We start from the raw sequence: 19,829 nt of genomic DNA, 5'->3' as shown, positions 1-19,829 counted from the left end.
GTTGCCGCCACCATCATGCCGCCCGCCTGCGCGGGCGCCTATACTTTCGCGTCGCTGGGTCCGTCTGCGCACGGACGAGGGCATCGCGCCCCCAGGTCCGACCTTATTGATCGATGGCGCCGAGGCCTTACATTCCATGACCGCTGCTCCAGTCCCCCTCACGCTGCCAATCGAACTGTCGGTGGTCGTTCCCGTCTATGGCTGCGTGGGCTGCCTGGAGGAACTGGCCGACCAGGTGGAGGCCGCGGTGGCGGGCATGGATATCGCGTTCGAGATGATCCTGGTCGACGACGCCAGCCCGGACGGGGCCTGGGGCCGCATCCAGGAACTGGCGGCCACCCGGGCATGGCTCACCGGCCTGCGGCTGTCACGCAACTTCGGCCAGCATTCGGCCATCTCCGCCGGCATCGAGCATGCATCCGGGCGCTGGACCGTGGTGATGGACTGCGACCTGCAGGATGTGCCGGCGGAAATCCCGCGGCTGTACCGCAAGGCGCTGGAAGAGAACTACGAGGTCGTCTTCGCCCAGCGCGTGGAACGCCAGGACACGCCGCTCAAGCGGCTGTCGTCGTGGGGCTTCTTCGCTACCCTGGGCTGGCTTACCGGCGTGCCGCAGGATCCGTCCACCGCCAATTTCGGCATTTTCCACCGCAAGGTCATCGACGCGGTCTGCGCGATGCCCGAACGCGACCGTTCGTTCCCGTTGATGGTGAAGTGGGCCGGCTTCCGCACCGCCAAGCTGCCCGTGCGCCACCAGCAGCGCGCGCAGGGCGAGTCGTCCTACACCCTGCGCCGGCTACTGCGACTGGCCATGAACATCGCGCTGGGCTACTCCGAGAAGCCGCTGCGCATGGTGGCCGGCACCGGCATATTCTGCGCGCTGGTCGCCTTCGTGATGGTCGCCATCAGCGTGCTGCGCTGGTGGGACGGCGACATCCAGGTGGCGGGATATACCTCCATCATCGCCGCCATCTGGCTGATTGGCGGCCTGATGATGTTCTCCATGGGCGTGGTCGGGCTGTACGTCGGCCAGGTGTTCCGCAACGTGCAGCGGCGCCCCTACTACATCGTCGCCGACACCACCGCGGAGGCCCCCCATGGCTGAGCTTTCGCTCCAGCGCGAGGGCGCGACGCTGCTGGCGCGACTCACCCCATGGGACGAGCGCGCGCTGGGCTTCGCCACCGCCGAGATCACCGGCTTCGAGGCACACAGCGCCGACAGCGCGTCGCACCTGCTGGTGGAGGCCGAACGATGGGCCCATGGGCTGGGCGTGCGCTACCTGTTCGGCCGCGTCGACGGCAATGCGCACCTGCTGCGTGGCGCGCTGCTGGCAGGTGGCTTCCAGTTCGTTGAGACCTCGCTGACCGTTTCGCGCAGCGGCATGGGCAACCTGCCGCCGGTTCCACGCGGCATGCTGCCGACGTTGCGCCCCGCCGTCGCCAGCGACATCGCGCTGCTGCGCGGCATCGCCCACGATGACTTCGGCCACGGCCGCTTCCTCGAGGATCCGGCGATCGATCCGGCGCACGCGCGGAAGCGCACCGCCAACTGGATCGAGGACCTGGTCAACGGCGGCCTTGCCTACACCGCCGAGTCGCGTGGTCGCGTCATCGGCTTCCATGCCGAGCGCGTGTACGCCGATGCGCACCGAGCCGAGCTCCTGCTCACGGGCGCGGCAGCGCCGTATGCGATGCTGGCGATGCCGTTGTGGGTAACCGCGCTCGAATCGCTGGCCGCACGCGACATCCAGCGCTGCACCACGCTGGTATCGGCTGCCAACACCGGCATCATCAACCTGTATGCGCGGCTTGGCTTCCAGTTCAACACTTCCCTCACTGGTTTCCGGAAATTCCTATGAACAACCCCTCCCACGAAGACCAGGTCGTCGCCGTTTTCGCCCGCGTGCTGGGCATCGACGCCGCCCAGGTCACCGACGAGCTGCGCTACAACACCATCCAGCAGTGGGATTCGATTGCCCACATGTCGGTGGTTGCGGCGCTGGAAGAAGCCTTCGGCGTGATGATCGACATGGATGACGTGATCGACATGAGCTCGGTAGGAAAGGCGCGCGAGATCCTGCGCAAGCACGGCGCCGCGCTCTGACGATGGGAACCGCCGACGCTCCCGTCATCCTGGTCACCGGTGCCTCGCGCGGCATAGGCAAGGCCATCTGCGAACTGCTCGCCACCCAGGGCGCGCAGCTGGTGATGGCGGCGCGCGACGGCGAAGCGCTGCAGGTGCTGGCGACGGAACTGTCCGCACACGGCGCGCCTGAGCCGATGGTCGCGGTGATCGACCTGGCCGACGCGGATGCGTTGGCGGGGCTGTTCAAGCAGGTGTTCAATCGCTTCGGCCGCCTCGACGGCCTGGTCAACAATGCCGGCGTCCTGCACGAAGGCCTGCTCGGGATGATCCGCGCCGAGGACATCGACCGCGTGCTCGCGATCAACGTGAAGGCGCCACTGATGGCGATGCAGTACGCGGCGCGTCTGATGTCACGCACGCAGCGCGGCAGCATCGTCAACCTGGTGTCGATCATGGGCGTCAACGGCGCCGCGGGCCTGAGCCTCTATGCCGCCAGCAAGGCCGCCCTGGTCGGGGCGACGCGTTCGGCCGCCAAGGAACTGGCCGCCAAGGGGATCCGCGTCAATGCGGTCTCGCCCGGGTTCATCGACACCGACATGACCCGCGCCATGCCCGAAGCCGCCCATGCCAGGCGCGTGGCGTCGATCGGCATGGGACGCGCCGGCACGCCGCGGGAAGTTGCCGAACTGGTCGCGTTCCTGCTCGGCGGGCAGTCGACCTACGTCACCGGCCAGGTCATCGGCATCGACGGGCAGATGGTGGTCTGAGTGCGGTTCTGGCAGTTGCCCCATGGAGAGCGCACGGCCCTGATCGAGGGGACCCGCACGCTCAGCTACCGCGAACTGGCCGGACTGGCCGATGACCTGGCCGGCCTGCTCCCGGGCGGCCGTGGCATGGGCATCCTGGCGATGCCCAGCACGATCGAGGCCGTGGCGCTGTACCTGGGTGCGCTGCGCAGCGCACGCCAGGTACCGCTGCTGGTGCAGGCCGATACCGACCCGGAGCTGCTCGCGGCCCTGGTCGACTGCTACACCCCCGAGTGGCTCGCATTGCCCGGCCCGGCACCACGGGGATACACCACCGTGCACGGCGGCGGGCGCCTGAGCATCCACGTCCGCGACGCCGTCACCGGCGCCGCGCCGCACCCGGAACTGGCCGTACTGCTCAGCACGTCCGGCAGCACCGGCTCGTCGAAGCTGGTGCGGCTGTCCGCGCAGGGGCTGGCCAGCAACGCCGCGTCAATCGTCGCCTACCTGGGCCTGACCGCCGACGACCGTGCCATCACCACCCTGCCGCTGGCCTACTCTTTCGGCATGTCGATCCTCAACAGCCACCTCGCATGCGGTGGCTGCGTGGTGCTCAGCGAGGACAGCCTGATGACGCGCGAGTTCTGGGAAGCCGCGCGCGGCAACGCCGTCACTTCGCTTTCGGGCGTCCCGGCCACCTACGAGATCCTGCGGCGCATGGGACTGGCGCGACTGCAACTGCCGGGCCTGCGCATGCTGACCCAGGCCGGCGGGCGCCTGCGCGACGAACTGGTACGGCATTTCGCCGAATCGGCACGCGACCACGGCCTTCAGTTCTTCGTGATGTACGGCCAGACCGAGGCATCCCCGCGGATCAGCTACGTGCCACCGGAACGCCTGCTGGACAAGATCGGCAGCATCGGCATTCCGGTCCCCGGCGGCCGCATGCATGTCGATGGCGACAGCGGCGAGCTGGTGTACGAAGGCCCCAACGTGATGATGGGCTACGCCACCTCGCGCGGCGAACTGGCTGCTGCCGACCAACAGCACGGCGTGCTGCGCACCGGCGACCTGGCCCGTGTCGATGCCGACGGCTTCCACTACATCACCGGCCGCGCCAAGCGCTTCCTGAAGATGTCCGGCAACCGCGTCAACCTGGACGAGGTTGAAGCGATGCTGTCGGCGGCGCTGGGCCGGCAGATCGCCTGCTCGGGCAGCGACGACGACCTGGTGGTGTTCAGCCATGGCGGCGAGGCCGCGCCGCCGGATGAGGTGCGACGCCTGGTACAGGCGCGCTACAAGCTGTTCGGCGGGCTGGTGCGCTGCATCCACCTGGAGGCCTTGCCGCTGCTGTCCAACGGCAAGATCGATTATCCGTCGCTCCGGCAGCTGGCCGGGGAAGGAGCCGGAAAGTGAACATGGCACCCGCGACGCCGCTGGCCGCGGCCGCACTGGACGTCGATGTCTTCGGCCTGGACCGCCAGGCCAAGCGCGAGTGGCTGCTGCATGGGCTGCAGTCGCTCACCCGCCACCATCATGCGCATTGCGCACCCTACGCGGCGATGCTCGACGCGCTCTGGCAGGGTGGCGCGGCCGACAGCCTGGAGGCGCTGCCGTGGCTGCCCGTGCGCCTGTTCAAGCAGCTGGAGCTCAAGAGCGTCGCCGATGACCAGGTGCTGCGCACGCTGGTTTCCAGCGGCACGACCGGCGCGGCGGTATCGCGCATCTTCCTCGATGCTGACACCGCGCGCGCGCAGACCCGTGCCTTGGCACGGATCTTCTCGCACTTCGCCGGCAACCGCCGAATGCGCATGCTGGTGGTCGACGACGACAGTTTCCTGCGCGACCGCAGCCGCTTCAACGCGCGCGCGGCCGGCATCCTGGGCTTCTCCAACTTCGGCCGCGATCATCTCTATCTGCTCGACGAGCAGTTGCAGCCCGACTGGGTTGCCCTGGCGCAATGGCTGTCCAGGGCGCCGGAGGAACCGGTGCTGCTGTTCGGGTTCACCTTCATCGTCTGGCAATCCTTCGTGCAGGCGGCGCGGCGCGACGGGGTCGAACTGCGTTTCCCGGCCGGCAGCATGCTGGTGCACGGCGGTGGCTGGAAGAAGATGGACGAGCAGAAGGTCGACAACGCCGCCTACAAGGCCGCGCTGTCCACCACATTCGGCATTGATCGGGTGCACAACTACTACGGCATGGTCGAGCAGGTCGGGTCGATCTTCTTCGAATGCGAGCACGGGCACCTGCACGCACCGGCCTATGCGGACGTCATCGTCCGCGACCTGAAGGATCTTGCCCCGGTCGCCGACGGTACCGTCGGCGCGATACAGGTACTGAGCCTGCTGCCCGGCAGCTATCCGGGGCACAGCCTGCTCACCGAGGACCTGGGCGTGATCCATGGCGAGGACGACTGCCGGTGCGGGCGCCCGGGCAAGCATTTCGGCGTGCTCGGCCGCATCAGGAACGTCGAAGTACGTGGCTGCAGCGACACAAGGACGGTACCGAACGCATGACCCGCATCCTGTTTTCCGTCGACGGCACCGCACCGCTCGATGCGCAGCTGACGCGCATCGCCGCGCTGGCGCCACTGCCGCCGTTCAGTGCGCAGGCACGGGCCTTCGTGACCGACTTCGCGCGCCGGGTGTTCGCCCTGCCGGTACTGCGTGACCATCCCGAGCTTGCCACCCTGGCCCACTGGTTCCGGCCGGCCGCGCAGGAACACCTTTCGCGCCGCCTGCAATCGCCGGCCAACGAACACCTGCTCGCGCGCGGGCTGGTGTTCCACCTTGCGCCGGCCAACGTCGATGTCCTGTTCGCCTACGCCTGGCTGATGTCGGTGCTTGCCGGCAACCGCAACGTCGCGCGCCTGTCGCAGAAGCCCAGCGCCCAGCGCGAGGCGCTCGTCTCGATCCTGCACGCGATGCAGGCCGAAGGCCTGCACGACGACGTCCTGCAGCGCAGCGTGCTGCTGACCTATCCGCACGACGACGCGACAACCACGTTGCTGTCGCGCCAGTGCCACGCGCGCATCATCTGGGGCGGCGACGCGACCGTGGCCAAGATCCGCTCGCTGCCGCTGGCACCGCTGGCGCTGGAACTGGCCTTCCCCGACCGGTTCGGGGTGGCGGCCATCGATGCGGCCACGCTCGCGGCCAGCGACGACGCCGAGCTGGGCCAGCTCGCGCACCGCTTCATCAACGACGTGCTCTGGTTCGGCCAGCAGGCCTGCTCCTCGCCGCGTACGTTGTACTGGGTCGGCACGGCGGACACGGTGGAAGCCGCGCGCGCGCGCTTCTGGGCGGCCGTGCGTGCGCAGTCCGGGCAGGTCGCCGATGAGCCCGCCGCACTGATGGCCCGGGTCACCGACGCGCACCTGATGGCGGCGCTGGCGCCGGGCCTGCATGCCGGCAGCGCCCTGGGCAGCTACCCCCTGACCCTGGATGCCGGGCGTGCCGACGGGCGGCTGCGCGAACTGCAGAGCGGGCATGGGCTGGTGGTGGATGTCCGGCTCGGTTCGCTCGTCGAGCTCGCACCGCAGCTGGACGACCGCGACCAGACCCTGGTCCAGCACGGCTTCTCCCGCGAGGCGCTGGTCGCCCTGCTGGACCAGCTTGGCAACCGCGCGCTGGACCGCATCGTGCCGTTCGGCCGCGCATTGGATTTCCATCCGGTCTGGGATGGCACCGACCTGCTGGACGTGCTCACCCGCAAGATCACCCTGCCTGGAAACTGACCCGATGAGCTATGTATTCATCGCCCTGACCATCCTGTTGACCGTCTACGGCCAACTGATCCTGAAATGGCAGGTCGGCGTGCATGGGCACCTGCTGGCGGCCCCGCTGCAGCCACTCAACCTGGTGCAGCTGCTGCTCAAGCCATGGGTGATTTCCGCCTTCGCCGCGGCGTTCGGCGCTTCGTTGTGCTGGATGGCGGCGATCAGCAAGATGCCGATCAGCCGCGCCTATCCGTACATGGCGATCAACTTCTTCCTGGTCGCGCTGCTGGCCGTGGCGCTCTTCCATGAGCAGCTGGACGGCTACAAGATCGCCGGCACGCTGATCATCATGCTCGGCGTGGTCGTGCTTTCGCGATCGGTCGCCTGAACCACCTCAACGCATCCCGCGAGGCCACCCTTGATTCCCTTCAACAAGCCTTTCATGACCGGCCGCGAGCTGTGGCACATCGCCCAGGCGCATGCCAATGGCCACCTGTCCGGCGACGGCCAGTTCACCAAGCGCAGCCATGCATGGCTGGAGCAGCGCACCGGAGCGCAGCGTGCGCTGCTCACCCACAGCTGCACCGCGGCGCTGGAAATGGCGGCCCTGCTGCTCGACCTGCAGCCCGGTGATGAAGTGATCATGCCGTCCTACACCTTCGTGTCCACCGCCAACGCCTTCGTGCTGCGCGGTGCGGTGCCGGTGTTCGTGGACGTGCGCGAGGACACCCTGAACCTGGACGAGCGCCTGGTCGAGGCCGCGATCACCCCGCGCACCCGCGCCATCTGCGTGGTCCACTACGCCGGCGTGGCCTGCGAGATGGATACGCTGATGGACATCGCCGCCCGCCACGGGCTGGCGGTCGTGGAGGATGCGGCACAGGCCATCATGTCCACCTACAAGGGACGTCCGCTGGGCACCATCGGCGAACTGGGTGCGCTGAGTTTCCACGAGACCAAGAACATCATCTCCGGCGAAGGCGGCGCTCTGCTGTGCCGCGACGCGCGCTTCGGCGAGCGCGCCGAGATCCTGCGCGAGAAGGGCACCAACCGCAGCCGCTTCTTCCGCGGCCAGGTCGACAAGTACACCTGGGTGGATGTCGGTTCGTCGTTCCTGCCTGGCGAGATCACCGCCGCATTCCTGTGCGCCCAGATCGAGGAGGCCGACCAGATCACCGCCCGGCGCCTGGCCATCTGGGAGCGCTACCACCAGTGGGCCGCGCCGCACGAGAAGGCCGGCCGCCTGCGCCGCCCGGTCGTCCCCGGCGACTGCGAGCACAACGCGCACATGTACTACATGCTGTTGCCCGATCTCGAGACGCGGACCCGCTTCATCGCGGAAATGAAGGCCCGGGGGGTGCAGACGGTGTTCCACTACATTCCCCTGCACTCGGCGCCGGCCGGCCTGCAGACCGCGCGTACCCATGGCCAGCTGCACAATACCGACGCGCTCAGCGAGCGCCTGGTGCGGATGCCGCTGTGGATCGGGGTGGAAGAACACCTCGATGCGATATTCGCCGCCGCCGACGACGTGCTGGCATGAACCCGGCGTCGCTGCCGGTCCCCGGTTCGTTCAGGGCCTACCTGCAGTCCGTGCCCGCGCGACTGTCCGCGTCGACGCCGCGCCAGCGGCTGCAGGGTGCCCTGCTGCTCGCTTCGGGCCTGCTGCTGCTGTTGCTGCTGGCCGTTCCCTACGACCGGCAGGCGCTGGTGATCACCGTGGAAAGCGCGGAGCCCGGCCAGTTGCAGGTGTACTTCGACAGGGGCAGCGGCCTGTCCGAGTCGCTCTCCGCTACCCAGGCATACGCGGCCGGCGAGACCGAACTCCGCTACAGATTGCCTCGCGGCAACATCCGCAGCCTGCGCCTGGACCCCAGCCCCGGCGCCGCGCCACTGGTGTTGGCACGCATAGCGAGCACCGGCGGCGCGCAGGATGGCGTGCGCATACTGGCTGATCCCGGGCAGCTGGCAGGCACGCAGATCGTCCGTGACGGGACCGACGAACACGGCCATGCGCGTTTCCTGGTCGCCGAGGATGCCAACGACCCCCAGCTTGCACTTGCGCTGGACGCGCCCCTGCCCAGCAATACCGGCATTCCCCCGGTCCTGTGGAGGGCATTGTGGTGGGGATTCTGGCTCTGCCTGCTGGGCGTGGTCACCCTGCAGTTCCTCCGGCTTTCCAGGCCCATGCTGGTGCTGGCACTGCTCGCCCTCGGCCTGTGCTCGGCCATGGCGATGTTCTCGCCTACCGATGGCCGCTCGCTGCATCCGGACGAACGCCTGCATGAAGCCGACGCCCGCTACTTCCAGCGCCACTGGACGCCGCCGAGGATGGACGCGCCCGACCTGGCCCCCAGCTTCACCACCAGCCCCTACGGCGTGACCTATCTGTCAGAGTGGAACGTGGTGTATCTGTTCGCCGGCAAGGCATCGCGCCTGTTCCGCGAGCTGGGCATGAACGAGAAGCTGTCCTTCCGCGCTTTCAACGTCGCCGTGTTCGCGCTCATGCTCGTCGGCCTGGTCGCAACCGGCGCACCGCGGGGCAGCTATATCCCGCTGCTGATAACGCCCCAGCTCTGGTATGTTTTTTCCTACTTCAACGGCGACGCCCTGCCCTTCGCACTGGGCATTGTGGCCTGCGTGGTCGCGCTGATGCCGGATGGCCCACTGCAGCGCTTCCTGCAGCGGCGGGGCCCGTTCGACACCGCGACACTCGGGCACCTGCTGCTGTTCTGCACCTGCTTCGGGCTGCTGCTGCTATCCAAGAAGAACTACTGGCCGGTTGCCGCCTTCATCGCGCTGTCGATGTCGGTAGTGGCCCTTCGCCTGCGCGCCGGCGTCGTGCTGGCACTGGTCACGCTCCTGTTGCTGGGCGTGGCGGCCAATGGTGCCGGCGCCGCGCTCGCGGCGGCCGTGGGCCAGGGCGGGCTTGGCCTGGCGGGTGTGCTGGCCGCAGGGGCGCTGGGCTATTGCCTGTATTCGGCGTGGACGCTGCTGCGCGAGCCCGACAGCCGGCGCGGTATCGGCCGGATCGCCATCGTGCTCACGCTGGCGGCAGCCGTGGCGCTGCCGTGGATCAGCATGGACGCCTACAAGCATCGGGGCGGACCGGGCAAATCGGCACTGGTCGAGCAGCAGCGCGAACGTTACGCCGCACCGGCATTCAAGCCGTCGGTGGCCAAGGACATGTCCGAACTGTATCCCGGGCTGCGCCTGCAGCAGAAGGGCGTGACCCCCGGCGGACTGCTGGAGGCCCCGAGGACGTGGCATACCACGTCCTTCCGCAGCTTCTTCGGCGTTTACGGGTACATGGAGTACTACGATGCCGACATCGTCTACAGGGCCATGGGATGGGGCGTGTGCGCGCTGCTGCTGCTGGCACTGGGCCTTGGCCTGGCAACGCGTACGCTGAGCATCGCCGAGGTCGTCGCCAGCGCGGGCTGCGCCGCCGCACTGGTACTTGCCTCGTTCCTGCACAGCTGGGTGTACGACTTCCAGCCACAGGGGCGTTATGTGCTGGGCATCCTGGTGATGATGGTGCCGTTCTTCCTGCGGACCGGGGAGTCGCCGCTCGCCCGGCGGCTTTTCACCACCGCCGCGCTGGTTCTTTTCCTGTTGTCGGCGGCCTCGTTCACCCGCATCGCATTGCCGCACCTGACCTGACACCGGGGTGCCACCACGCCCCGTCTCGCGGGCCGAGCAGTGGACACTGCCGGCGTACCAGCCGGAAAGCCGGCCGGGAGGCGGGAGCCGAACGACCCCGCCTCCGCTCCCGTCAGGACTCCAGTGCGAACGGCTGGGTCAGGGAAAGATTGGGGTTGTAGGCAGGGTCATGCAGCAGTGCCTTGCCCCATCGCTCCTGCATGAACGCCACCTCGGACATGAATCTGGCCTGCTTCACCGGGTTGTCCTCGAGTCCGCGTGATGCCGATTCATGGTGGTACAGCTCGGCAAACGGCGTCCACACGTTGCGGTAGCCCTTCTCGCGGATGCGCAGGCACAGGTCGACGTCGTTGAAGGCCACGCGCAGGCGTTCGTCCAATCCACCGGCTTCCTCGTAGACCGAGCGGCGCACCAGCAGGCATGCGGCCGTCACCGCCGACAATTCCTGGGCAAGCAGCATGCGTCCGAAATAACCTTCGCTGCCGCGCGGATGGCGGCTGCCGACATGACCTGCCACGCCACACAGCCCTACCAGCACGCCGGCATGCTGGATGGTCTCGTCCGGGTAGTAGAGCATCGCGCCCACCGCGCCCACGTCCGGCCGCATCGCGTGCGACACCATCTCCTCCATCCAGTCGGGGGAGATCACCTCGATGTCATTGTTGACCAGGCCGATGACTTCACCCCGCGCCTGGGCCACGGCGAAGTTGTTGATCGCCGAATAGTTGAACTCACCCGGATACGGCAGGACCCGTACGTCCGGCATCGCGGAGATGCGATCGAAATAATCGAGCGTCTCCTGCTCGACCGAGCCGTTGTCGACCACCAGGATCTCGTAGTCCGGGTAGCTGCTGCGTTCGAGGATGCTGTCCACGCACAGGCGCAGCAGGTCCACGCGATCGCGGGTGGGGATGACCAGGCTCACCTTCGGCGCCGGCACCGGCACGGGCCGCTTCACCCGCATCATGCTGGCCGGAAGAATGCTCACCTCGCCCGCCTGGCCGGTCCGCTGCAGATGTTCCTCGACCGCGCGACGGCCAGCCACCACCGCATAGTTCTTTTCGCCCGCGGCCAGTGCGGTCGATCCCTGGATCGCCCGCCAGTGGTACAGGACGCGCGGTATGTGCACGATCTGCCCGGGTGCGATGCGCTCCACGCAACGCAGCGCCAGGTCCCAGTCCTGCGAGCCTTCCAGCCCCTTGCGGAACCCACCCAGCTCCCGCACCAGCGGCAACGAATAGACGCCAAGGTGCGAGATGCAGTTCTGCCCCAGGAACAGGTCGTAGTTCCAATCGGGCTTGAAATAGGGATCGAAGCGGTTGCCGTCTTCGTCGATCTTGTCCTCGTCGCTGTAGATCAGCATGGCATCCGGCACGCGGCAGGCCGTCTCGGCGACCAGCAGCAGGGCATCCGGGTGCAGTTCGTCGTCATGGTCCAGCAGCACCATGTAATCGCCCGTGGCTACCTCCAGCGCCGAATTGGAGGACACCGAGATATGTCCGTTTTCCTGGCGGTAGACCACCTTGATCCGCGGGTCGCGGCGCTGGTACTCCTCCAGCACGCTGCGCACGTGCGGCGACGGCGACGCGTCATCGCAGATGCACAGTTCCCAATCGGGATAGTGCTGTGCCACCACGCTGTCCAGCGCCCGGCGCAGCCAGCGTTCGGGCGCCTGGTAGACAGGCATCACCACCGACAACCGCGGCTTGCGCGGCAACGCGGCAACGCGCGCGGCAGCGTCGGCCGCGGACAGCACGGGCTCGTTGCGCAGCAGCCAACGCCGGTAGTCGCTGGGTACCGGTGGGGTCAGACCGCGATAGTCCTCCACCCCCTGGCGGAACATTCCGCCGGGCCCGGCAACCACTGCGCGGCGCAGCGTGGTACCCGCAAGGCCGGCCGCAGCCATGAAGCCGCCGCCGCGGGCACGCCATAGCGCGTGCATGATCCGCATCCACGCACGCGACCGGCTCACCGGTTCGAGCCGGACCTGGATATCGAAGCAGGCGTCGTCATCGGACGGATCCAGGCGCAGGGCCTGCAGCCCGGACCCGAGGTAGACGACCGTCTCGCTGCGGCCTGCCGCATCGTACTGGAGCAGGTCGATCCTGGCGGCAGCCTGCATCCCGGTCCCGCAATCAAGGTACAGGCAGGGATTCTCCAACCGCCCTTCGTATACACGGGAATCGATCGTCAGCACATGCCAACCGGGCGTACACCCGGTGTCCGGCCCGGCGCCCATCCTGAGCAGGAACTGGGGGTCGCAGCGGGTACCACGCCACCCCCGTGGCTCGCAGGGTGATACGTTGGCCAGCGGTTCAAGCCGTGCCTTCCAGCCATCCTCGCGCTGGTTGCTGCGCCGCTTGTGTGCCTGCCATTTCCGGCCCAGGCGGTACAACACCGGCCTGTCGGAGCGCTGCTTCAGTTCCTGCACCATGCCCGACAGTACGTGTACCTGTCCGGCCAGCGCCGCCAGCTGCTGCTCCTGGGTGGAGCGCGCATGCTCGACCACGGTCCTGTGCTCGGCCTGCACCTGGGTGAGGTGCTTGTGCGTCTGCTGCATGAAGCCGTGCTGCGCGACCTGCGCCTGCGCCAATGCGTCACGCAGGGTATCCAGCCTGGCGACCTGTTCGCCGTGCCGTGCGCTGAGGTTGCGTTCGGCCAGCACGCTGGCGGTGAGGCGCCGGAAATGCAATTCGATGCGCATGGCATCGCCCCGGCAGTGCCTCGCGGCGTCGGCGATGTCCAGCTCCAGCCAAGGATCGTCGCCCGCCGCGACCCACGCGACCAGTCCCGGGTCGGCGGTGGCAAGGCGGTACTCATGCATCACCTTCACCCGGCCCGCGAGGTCCGCGACGGGCCGGCCATCGAACGAAAGCGCCAACAGCTCGTAGGCACCGGCGCGGCCATCGGGATCGAAGCGCAGGCGCTCCGGCGCGCGATCGACCGCGATGTCGATCGCCAGCACGCAGGTTCCGTCCGGCGCGATGCGCGCCTGCCCCTCGGCCGCGTACTCCTCCGAGTACCCTTCCATGGCCGTGCGCAGGTACACCTTCGGCGCGACCGTAGGCGTCATGTCCAGTGGCGGCGAATTCCAGGCGCTGGCCAGTTCGAGACCGCGACTCCACTCGGGTACATGGCGCGCGTGGTCCTGGTCCAGTGCGGAGAGCACGGCCTCCATCGCCGCTGCATAGCCGCGACGCCCGGCCTCGAAACGCTCACGCAGCGCATCCATGGCCGCCGGCAACTTCTCCGGCAGGGCATCGGCGGCCGCCTGGAAGCAGTCGTAAGCAGCTACCACCACGGGATCAAGCGCGGATACATCGGCGGCACGATGATTGCGCAGCTGCGCATCGAGGAAGCCTTCCACTGCCGCGGCATGCCCTTCCCCACCCGGCAACACACGCTCGCCAAAGGCATGCCTGCAGCGCTCGAGCTGCCCTCGCCAGTCGGTTATCAGCGCCTCGTAGGTCATGAACACGCGGTTCGAGCCGCGTGTGGCCAGCTCGGCCTCGAGCTGGTAGGCCAGCGACAGCAGCCCGGCGCGATACTCGGACATGCCGTCGCGACGCCGCAGCGACGCCGCCACCTCCACCGGATGGCGCGCGATGAAGGCGAAATGCGCGTCGATGCCCAGTTCCTCGAACAGGGCCTGCCACAGGGGAACGAAACGGCACAGGCGTGGATCCTTGATCACCACCGTATCGCCATTGGCCACCAGCTCCGACAACAGCGCCGCCAGTCCCCGGCGCGCCTGCACAGTGGCTGGATGCCGCATCCAGCTCTCGGGCAGGGGCCTGGGATCGGCCCAATCCATGTCGAACGCAGCCAGCAGGCGGTCGTGTGCCTGGACGATGCGCACGTGCTCGAAGTAGCCCTTCGGGTTCGCATCGGCGGTGGCCGGCATCAATTCGTCGCCGAGGTTCAAGCCGAGCTGGCTGAAGGTTCCGGCCAGAGCCGAGGTGCCACTGCGATGCATGCCGAGCACGACAATCACATGGGGCGGACTGGTTTTTTCAGCGGACTTCACCTGTACCCCGGTAACTTGGGAAAGTGCGCGCATTGTAGTCGAACCCCTTCCGCTCCCCGCTGAGTGGATGTGTCGCGCCTATTGCCAGTGCAGCCCATGCCGCGCCTGTTCGGCCAGCTGTCGGCGCCACCACCAGCGCACCACCTTCCAGCGCCAGCTTCCGGCAGGCCAGCGTTCGTACTGGCCGGAGAAGACCGTCCCATAGCCCTGCTCGTGAGCGGGGGCCTCCAGTCCGAGGAACCGGCAGACCGCGTCGACGGTCGCTGCAGGGTCCTCGCGCAGTTGCTCGTTGCGCAGCAACAGGATCTGCTCACGGGGAAAAGCGGCGTACAACGCATCCAGCTGCCGTGCGTAGTCTCCACGCAGGCGGTAGCTGTGATGACGCAGCGGCGACCCGGTGGAGAAATCATCCTCATGTCCACGCAGGCGCCAGCGCTCGGCCAGCAACGCCAGCCACAGCGGCCAATGCTCGTCACCACGCGAGCGTTCCATGTGGTACTGCGACAGGGCACGCTCGACCGGGTGGCGCAGCAGGATGATCCAGCGCATCTGCGGGTTGTAGCGGGCAATACGGCCGATCAGCCGCTCATGCATCAGATAGATCGGCGTAGCGTCACCGTGCAGCTTCGCACCGCAGGCTTCTGCCGGCTCGCCGAAATGCGCCGCAAAGCGCGCGTCGACCTGTTCCGGACTCCACCCGTCGTCGAAGTCCGGCGCATCGAACACGTGCGCCTCCTTGTACGCCGGCAGCGCCACGCCGGGGTGCCGCTGCAGGAACGCGGCAAGTGCCGTGGTCCCGCCCTTCTGCACCCCGCCCACCACAAAACGCACCCTGGGTGCGCTCATTCCTCCACCGCCACGTCCATCGGTACCGGGAACAGGCCGGTGAAACGCTCCTGGCTGTCATCGAGCACCTCGAAGGAGGGGGCACCTTCCTGGCGCGCCAGTACCGTGTGCTCGTGTACATGCGCCGAATCCAGCACCCGCATGCGCACGCGGTAGATGCCGCGTTGCAGCGTCGCCTCCATCTTCACCGACAGGGCGATGTCGCGCACGCTCTCGACCTTAGGCAGGCGGATGCGCCGCCCGCACAACTGGGTGCTGCGCTCGTCCATCAGGTCGAATATCAGCAGCGGGTTGGCAATGTCGGGACGCAGGCGCAGCGTCAACGTGAAATGCAGCGGCTCGCCATAGCCGACCGTCGCATGCTCGACGCCATTCACCGAGGCCGCGGTGACGCGCACGTCATCGAAGCCGAACCCATCCTCCAGGCGCTTGAGCCGGCTCTGCTCCTGATACCCAAGCCGCTTCAGGTTGGCATCGTGGATGCGGCGGGTGTACTCGATGATGACGTCCTCGGGGACTCCCTCCATCACCATCTGTCCATGGTCCATCAGGATCGCGCGCCGGCAGAAGGCCCTGACCATCGCCGGATCATGGCTGACGAACAGCAGGGTCGTGCCGGTCGCCAGGATCTCGCTGATCTTTGCCATCGCCTTGGCCTGGAACGCCGCATCGCCGACGGCAAGGGCCTCGTCCACGATCAGGATGTCCGGATCGGTATGCACCTGCACCGCGAAGGCCAGGCGCAGGGCCATGCCGGAACTGTAGGTCTTGACCGGCTCATCGATGAACTCGCCGATGTCGGCGAACTCGACGATGCTGCCCATGCGTTCGCGCACCTGCGCCGGGCTCAGGCCCAGGATGGCGGCATTGACGCGCACGTTCTCACGGCCGGTCAGCTCTGGATTGAAGCCGGACCCGAGCTCCAGCAAGGCCGCGACCCGGCCATTGACGCGCACGTTGCCCGCGGTCGGCTCGAGTACGCCCGCCACGATCTGCAGCAGGGTGCTCTTGCCGCTGCCGTTATGGCCGATGATGCCCAGGGCTTCGCCGCGCCCCAACGAAAAACTGACCGTCTGCAGCGCCTGGTGGTAGTGCACGCGCCGCTGCGCGCTTCGAAGCAACCACGCCGACAGCGATGGCATGCCGCGCAGCAGCACCGACAACCGGTGCAGTAACGGCACCCATAGGCGGCTGCCCGGCGTGGCCCATAGTCGATAGGTCTTGCTGATCCCACACACCTGCAGGGCGGGAACATCTGGATCAATGGTCATGGTGCAGCCGACGGAAAATCGCTGCATAGCATAGCCCCGGGTAGGCACCATGCCCATACAAGCCCGTGGCCACCCCGCCTGGCATGCGTCCCCCCCACTGCGGACGACTGTGAAGCAACCCCCTGCATCTTTCGGCGGCTGCCCGGCCAAGAGGCCGACATGCGGACAAAAAAAGCGGGCGGCTTTCGCCGCCCGCCCTACTGCTTCTCAGGCTTTCGCCGTAATCGGATCGATTACGGGTTCAGCTTGGTCGCCGGGGTGTTCCACTCGCTACCGTTCCACTTCTCAGCGGTCAGGTCGGTCACGGTGCCGGTGTTGACGTTGCGGTTCAGGGCCGAAGCCTTGAAGTTGGTGCACTGAGCGGTCACGCGGACGTACCACTTGCCGGTGCCGTCGCCGAAGCCGCCGGTCAGGCCCTTGCCAGCGTTGCCGCCTTCCAGGTCTTCACCGTACAGCTGCACCGACTTGTGGGCGCCCAGGGTGATCTTGGCGCTGTCGCTGTGCAGGCCAGCGTCGTCCTTCGCGTCGATCTCAACAGCGCACGAGGTGGCGTTGTTGTTGGTCAGGCGCAGCATGGACTGAGCGGTGGCGTTGCCGCCCGGGTTCACGTTCTGGAAGATCAGCGTGGTGCCGTTGAAGTCGATGGCGCCGAACTGGGCCGGATCCAGGACCGGGTTCACGCGCTGGGTCGACAGGTTGTAGTCAACGGTGACTTCACCGGTGATCTGGTCAACCTTGGCCAGCTCGTAGCTGCCGTCGGCCATGGCGCAGACGTGCAGGGTCGACGGCGACGGGCTGGCGGCGGTCACGTTGGCCAGCAGCGGCGAGGAAGCCGGCAGGGTCACGGTGATGCTGCCGTCAGCAGCCGGAGACGACGTACCAACCGGAGCCGAGCAGGTCGGGCTGGTCGAGAACTTGATGTTGTCGTCATAGGCAGCCAGGCCGTTCAGCTTGATCTTGAACTCAGCGGTGCTGACCACGTTGTACTCCGGGTTCGGAGCAACGGCGCTGTAGTTGTTGACGTAGCCGGTGCCGCCACCGACCAGAGCGCCTTCGGCGATGTCGATGGTGATGCCGCCCAGGTGGAAGTAATCGGAACCCGGGGTCGCACCGTTGTTACCGCTGCCGCCGACCTGACCATTGGCCGCAAACCAGGTCTTCGGATCCGGGGTGCTGCCAACGTCGATCTTCTTGGTGGTTTCGGACGAGGCAACGGCCTCGGTCACCAGGCCCCACTTGGAGCGGGCGATGACAGCCTTGGACGCCAGGATCTGCTGGCCGACCGAGTTCTGCACGGTGATTTCGGCACCGACGCTGTTGCCGTCAAACAGGCCCTGCACCAGGTTGGTGATCTGCACGCTGTTCAGCTCGATCGCGTAGCCGTTCAGCGTGTCGGCGCCATTGCCCGGAGCGGTGAAGGTGAAGTTCAGTTCCTGGCCGGAAGCCGAGTAGTACGGGGTGCCCACCAGAGCAGCGCCGATGATGGCGCCGGTACCGCCCAGCTCGTCACCGATCTTGAAGTTCTCGACCAGCGTCTTGGCATCGGCAGTCGCGTCGAACTTGGCACCGTTGGTCAGGGTGACCTTGACGGTCACGTTGTTGCCAGCAACGGTGGCGATGCGGGCAGCATCGTCGGTGGTCGCGGCCAGCGTCAGCTGGGACGGGGTGTTGATGGTGGTGCCGTTGTTGACGATCAGGTCCTTGGCGAACCAGATCTGCTTGCCGGTCGGGTAGGCCAGCGAAGCAGCCGACGCCAGCGCCGGGAGTGCCAGGGCACCCACCACGGCTGCGGTCAGCAGGCTCTTGTTGAACTTCTTCATGTGAATCAACTCCGTTGAGTTTTTTTAGTTAACTAAAAATGAAACTTCCTAGGTACTGCAGTAGCTGTTACCGGTCGCCTGACCTACCCCGGTACCGTCGGGCCAGCCCGTTGGCATACCGGTCGCTGCTGGGCGGATGTGGAAAAAGATTCCTTCCCCATAGTCCCCATGGAGCAAGCTACCGGGGAACGTTAACCAAGCCTTACTTGGCCGTCAAGCCTGCGACCCGGCCATAGCACATGCGCGGGCCCGGGTCCCACTCATTGTGGGATGCCGCGCGCATTCAGTGGTCAACTGTAGCAACTGGCGCCCGCAGTCAGGGAATGCCATGCCGGTGCGCGGGTTAATCCAGCTGAATTGCCTTGTCACTGCCGCCGCTCCATGGCATGCGACCCAGTGGCCCGGGCGACCCCGGTGGCCTGCGCTTGGGGAGGTAGCCCGCTTCAGACGGCGATGTCGTTGGCGCTGGTGATGGCCAGGATGATGCCGATCATGATCACGCCGATGGCGCCGCCGATCAGCAGGATGGCCACCGGTTCCAGCAGGGCCAGGAACTGTTTCATGCGGGTGCGGCCGGAGTCCTCGCACAGCCGCGCCAGCGACTGCAGCATGGACGGCAGCTCGCCGGAACGCTCGCCGACCCGGATCAGGTTGTAACCGGTGGCGGTCAGCGTCTGCTGCTCTTCCAGGGCATCGGCCAGCGGGATGCCATTGCGCACGTTGCGCGATACCTCGTCCAGGCGCGCCCGGCGACCGGGGGCGATCACACTGGCCCGGGCCAGGCCCAGCGCATCCATCAGCGGCACCCGGTTGGTCAGGAGCGTGGACAGCACCCGCGCCCAAGTCGCGGTTTCCGACTCGACCCGCCAGGCCCCCAGCACCGGCAGCCGTTCCAGCGCCTCGAACCAGCGGGCACGGGTATCGGGATTGCGCAGCCGCACGATCAACCATGCGACCAGGGCGGCCACCAGCAACAGCACCGCCGGGAACCACTGGCGCAGGAACATGCCGGTATTGAGCACCGCCGCGGCAAGCCATGGCAGGTCGTCCGCGCGCTTGAGCAGCGTGGCGAACTTGGGAACGACGAAGGTGAACATCATCACCACCGCGCCCAGTCCGGCGCAGACCAGCACCGCAGGGTAGGTCAATGCCTGGCGGATTTCGCCACGCACCGTCTGGTCGTATTCCATCTGCTCGACCACATCGTGCAGGGCGCGCCCCAGCAGGCCCGATTTTTCGCCGCTCCGGACCACCGTGGCCACGTAGCGGGGAAGTGGCAGCCCCGCGGCCTCGAGCGCCGTGGAAAAGGCCTGGCCCTGGCGCAGGCCCGCTGCGATCCCCTCGAAGGCAGCCAGCAATTGTGGGTGCCGGACCGAGCGCACCTGGGCCGCCACCGCCTCGGCCAGGCCGACACCGGCCCCGAGAAGGGTGGCAAGCTCGTGGAAGGCCAGGATCAGGTCGCGCTGCCGCAAGGGCGAGGCACGTCCCCGGACCTTGCGCCCGGCGCCCGCCTCAACCGTCCGCACCGCGACGACGGACAGCCCGCGCCGCTCCAGCTGGCGCGCGGCCTCGCGCTCGGACTGGGCCGAGACCACCCCCTCCAGCGCAGCGCCTTCGGCATTGAAGGCCTTGTATCGGTACTGGGCCATGGG

General features: G+C 67.4%; 15 protein-coding genes. 10 read left to right on the top strand and 5 right to left on the bottom strand.

What is annotated here, in order from left to right:
* Window positions 1–136: 136 nt before the first annotated feature.
* From QQA12_RS02635 to QQA12_RS02590, 10 genes are read left to right on the top strand one after another with little or no spacing between them, the layout of a single operon-like run.
* Entirely contained in the window at window positions 137–1,105 is a 969-nt protein-coding gene (locus tag QQA12_RS02635) for a glycosyltransferase family 2 protein (RefSeq protein WP_056930884.1), read from the top strand.
* A complete protein-coding gene (locus QQA12_RS02630) occupies window positions 1,098–1,859 on the top strand; it encodes a hypothetical protein (RefSeq protein WP_226050720.1) in 762 nt (253 codons plus the stop codon). Before QQA12_RS02635 ends, QQA12_RS02630 begins: the two co-directional genes overlap by 8 nt.
* Entirely contained in the window at window positions 1,856–2,104 is a 249-nt protein-coding gene (locus QQA12_RS02625) for an acyl carrier protein (protein WP_226050721.1), read from the top strand. The genes QQA12_RS02630 and QQA12_RS02625 overlap by 4 nt, the downstream gene beginning before the upstream one ends.
* A gap of 2 nt (window positions 2,105–2,106) precedes the next feature.
* Window positions 2,107–2,853, top strand: coding sequence for an SDR family NAD(P)-dependent oxidoreductase (locus tag QQA12_RS02620; RefSeq protein WP_226050722.1), 747 nt, complete (start codon window positions 2,107–2,109; stop codon window positions 2,851–2,853).
* Window positions 2,854–4,248, top strand: a complete 1,395-nt coding sequence (locus QQA12_RS02615; protein WP_233324869.1) for an AMP-binding protein — start codon at window positions 2,854–2,856, stop codon at window positions 4,246–4,248.
* A 2-nt stretch (window positions 4,249–4,250) separates the two neighbouring features.
* Window positions 4,251–5,348, top strand: a complete 1,098-nt coding sequence (locus QQA12_RS02610; RefSeq protein WP_226050751.1) for an acyl-protein synthetase — start codon at window positions 4,251–4,253, stop codon at window positions 5,346–5,348.
* On the top strand, window positions 5,345–6,568 hold the full coding sequence (locus QQA12_RS02605) for an acyl-CoA reductase (protein WP_226050724.1): 1,224 nt from the start codon (window positions 5,345–5,347) through the stop codon (window positions 6,566–6,568). Before QQA12_RS02610 ends, QQA12_RS02605 begins: the two co-directional genes overlap by 4 nt.
* 4 nt (window positions 6,569–6,572) lie before the next feature.
* The gene (locus tag QQA12_RS02600; RefSeq protein ID WP_226050725.1) at window positions 6,573–6,938 is read left to right on the top strand and encodes an EamA family transporter; all 366 of its coding nucleotides are present in this window, start codon (window positions 6,573–6,575) and stop codon (window positions 6,936–6,938) included.
* Window positions 6,939–6,992: 54 nt separating this feature from the next.
* Window positions 6,993–8,093 carry a dTDP-4-amino-4,6-dideoxygalactose transaminase gene (gene rffA, locus QQA12_RS02595; protein WP_233324870.1) on the top strand — a complete coding sequence of 367 codons (1,101 nt, stop codon included), beginning with the start codon at window positions 6,993–6,995 and terminating at the stop codon, window positions 8,091–8,093.
* Window positions 8,090–10,213 (top strand): hypothetical protein, encoded by a 2,124-nt coding sequence (locus tag QQA12_RS02590; RefSeq protein WP_226050727.1) that lies wholly within the window; start codon window positions 8,090–8,092, stop codon window positions 10,211–10,213. The genes rffA and QQA12_RS02590 overlap by 4 nt, the downstream gene beginning before the upstream one ends.
* Window positions 10,214–10,325: 112 nt before the next feature.
* On the opposite strand, the gene QQA12_RS02585 is transcribed toward QQA12_RS02590, so the two are convergent.
* The 5 genes from QQA12_RS02585 to QQA12_RS02565 form a co-directional block, all read right to left on the bottom strand.
* Window positions 10,326–14,189, bottom strand: a complete 3,864-nt coding sequence (locus QQA12_RS02585; protein WP_226050752.1) for a glycosyltransferase — start codon at window positions 14,187–14,189, stop codon at window positions 10,326–10,328.
* Between the two features lie 129 nt (window positions 14,190–14,318).
* Complete coding sequence (locus QQA12_RS02580) at window positions 14,319–15,086, bottom strand: sulfotransferase (protein WP_226050728.1); 768 nt, start codon at window positions 15,084–15,086, stop codon at window positions 14,319–14,321.
* On the bottom strand, window positions 15,083–16,357 hold the full coding sequence (locus QQA12_RS02575; RefSeq protein ID WP_226050729.1) for an ABC transporter ATP-binding protein: 1,275 nt from the start codon (window positions 16,355–16,357) through the stop codon (window positions 15,083–15,085). The genes QQA12_RS02580 and QQA12_RS02575 overlap by 4 nt, the downstream gene beginning before the upstream one ends.
* 233 nt (window positions 16,358–16,590) lie before the next feature.
* The gene (locus QQA12_RS02570) at window positions 16,591–18,177 is read right to left on the bottom strand and encodes a hypothetical protein (RefSeq protein ID WP_226050730.1); all 1,587 of its coding nucleotides are present in this window, start codon (window positions 18,175–18,177) and stop codon (window positions 16,591–16,593) included.
* A gap of 443 nt (window positions 18,178–18,620) precedes the next feature.
* Window positions 18,621–19,826, bottom strand: coding sequence for a type II secretion system F family protein (locus QQA12_RS02565; protein WP_226050731.1), 1,206 nt, complete (start codon window positions 19,824–19,826; stop codon window positions 18,621–18,623).
* Between the last annotated feature and the right edge of the window lie 3 nt (window positions 19,827–19,829).

This window comes from Stenotrophomonas sp. 17(2023) (assembly GCF_030345315.1).
GTDB classification, from domain to species: Bacteria; Pseudomonadota; Gammaproteobacteria; order Xanthomonadales; family Xanthomonadaceae; genus Stenotrophomonas; species Stenotrophomonas acidaminiphila.
The sequence above is the reverse complement of the archived record's forward strand: the minus strand, read 5'-3'. Positions and strand labels throughout refer to the sequence as shown.

What these genes read in the sequence shown, in the direction of transcription:
- QQA12_RS02635 (WP_056930884.1), top strand. Translation starts at nt 137, where the DNA reads ATGACCGCTGCTCCAGTCCCCCTCACGCTGCCAATCGAACTGTCGGTG.
- QQA12_RS02630 (WP_226050720.1), top strand. Translation starts at nt 1,098, where the DNA reads ATGGCTGAGCTTTCGCTCCAGCGCGAGGGCGCGACGCTGCTGGCGCGA.
- QQA12_RS02625 (WP_226050721.1), top strand. Translation starts at nt 1,856, where the DNA reads ATGAACAACCCCTCCCACGAAGACCAGGTCGTCGCCGTTTTCGCCCGC.
- QQA12_RS02620 (WP_226050722.1), top strand. Translation starts at nt 2,107, where the DNA reads ATGGGAACCGCCGACGCTCCCGTCATCCTGGTCACCGGTGCCTCGCGC.
- QQA12_RS02610 (WP_226050751.1), top strand. Translation starts at nt 4,251, where the DNA reads ATGGCACCCGCGACGCCGCTGGCCGCGGCCGCACTGGACGTCGATGTC.
- QQA12_RS02605 (WP_226050724.1), top strand. Translation starts at nt 5,345, where the DNA reads ATGACCCGCATCCTGTTTTCCGTCGACGGCACCGCACCGCTCGATGCG.
- QQA12_RS02600 (WP_226050725.1), top strand. Translation starts at nt 6,573, where the DNA reads ATGAGCTATGTATTCATCGCCCTGACCATCCTGTTGACCGTCTACGGC.
- rffA (WP_233324870.1), top strand. Translation starts at nt 6,993, where the DNA reads ATGACCGGCCGCGAGCTGTGGCACATCGCCCAGGCGCATGCCAATGGC.
- QQA12_RS02590 (WP_226050727.1), top strand. Translation starts at nt 8,090, where the DNA reads ATGAACCCGGCGTCGCTGCCGGTCCCCGGTTCGTTCAGGGCCTACCTG.
- QQA12_RS02585 (WP_226050752.1), bottom strand. Translation starts at nt 14,189, where the DNA reads ATGCATCGCAGTGGCACCTCGGCTCTGGCCGGAACCTTCAGCCAGCTC.
- QQA12_RS02580 (WP_226050728.1), bottom strand. Translation starts at nt 15,086, where the DNA reads ATGAGCGCACCCAGGGTGCGTTTTGTGGTGGGCGGGGTGCAGAAGGGC.
- QQA12_RS02575 (WP_226050729.1), bottom strand. Translation starts at nt 16,357, where the DNA reads ATGACCATTGATCCAGATGTTCCCGCCCTGCAGGTGTGTGGGATCAGC.
- QQA12_RS02570 (WP_226050730.1), bottom strand. Translation starts at nt 18,177, where the DNA reads ATGAAGAAGTTCAACAAGAGCCTGCTGACCGCAGCCGTGGTGGGTGCC.
- QQA12_RS02565 (WP_226050731.1), bottom strand. Translation starts at nt 19,826, where the DNA reads ATGGCCCAGTACCGATACAAGGCCTTCAATGCCGAAGGCGCTGCGCTG.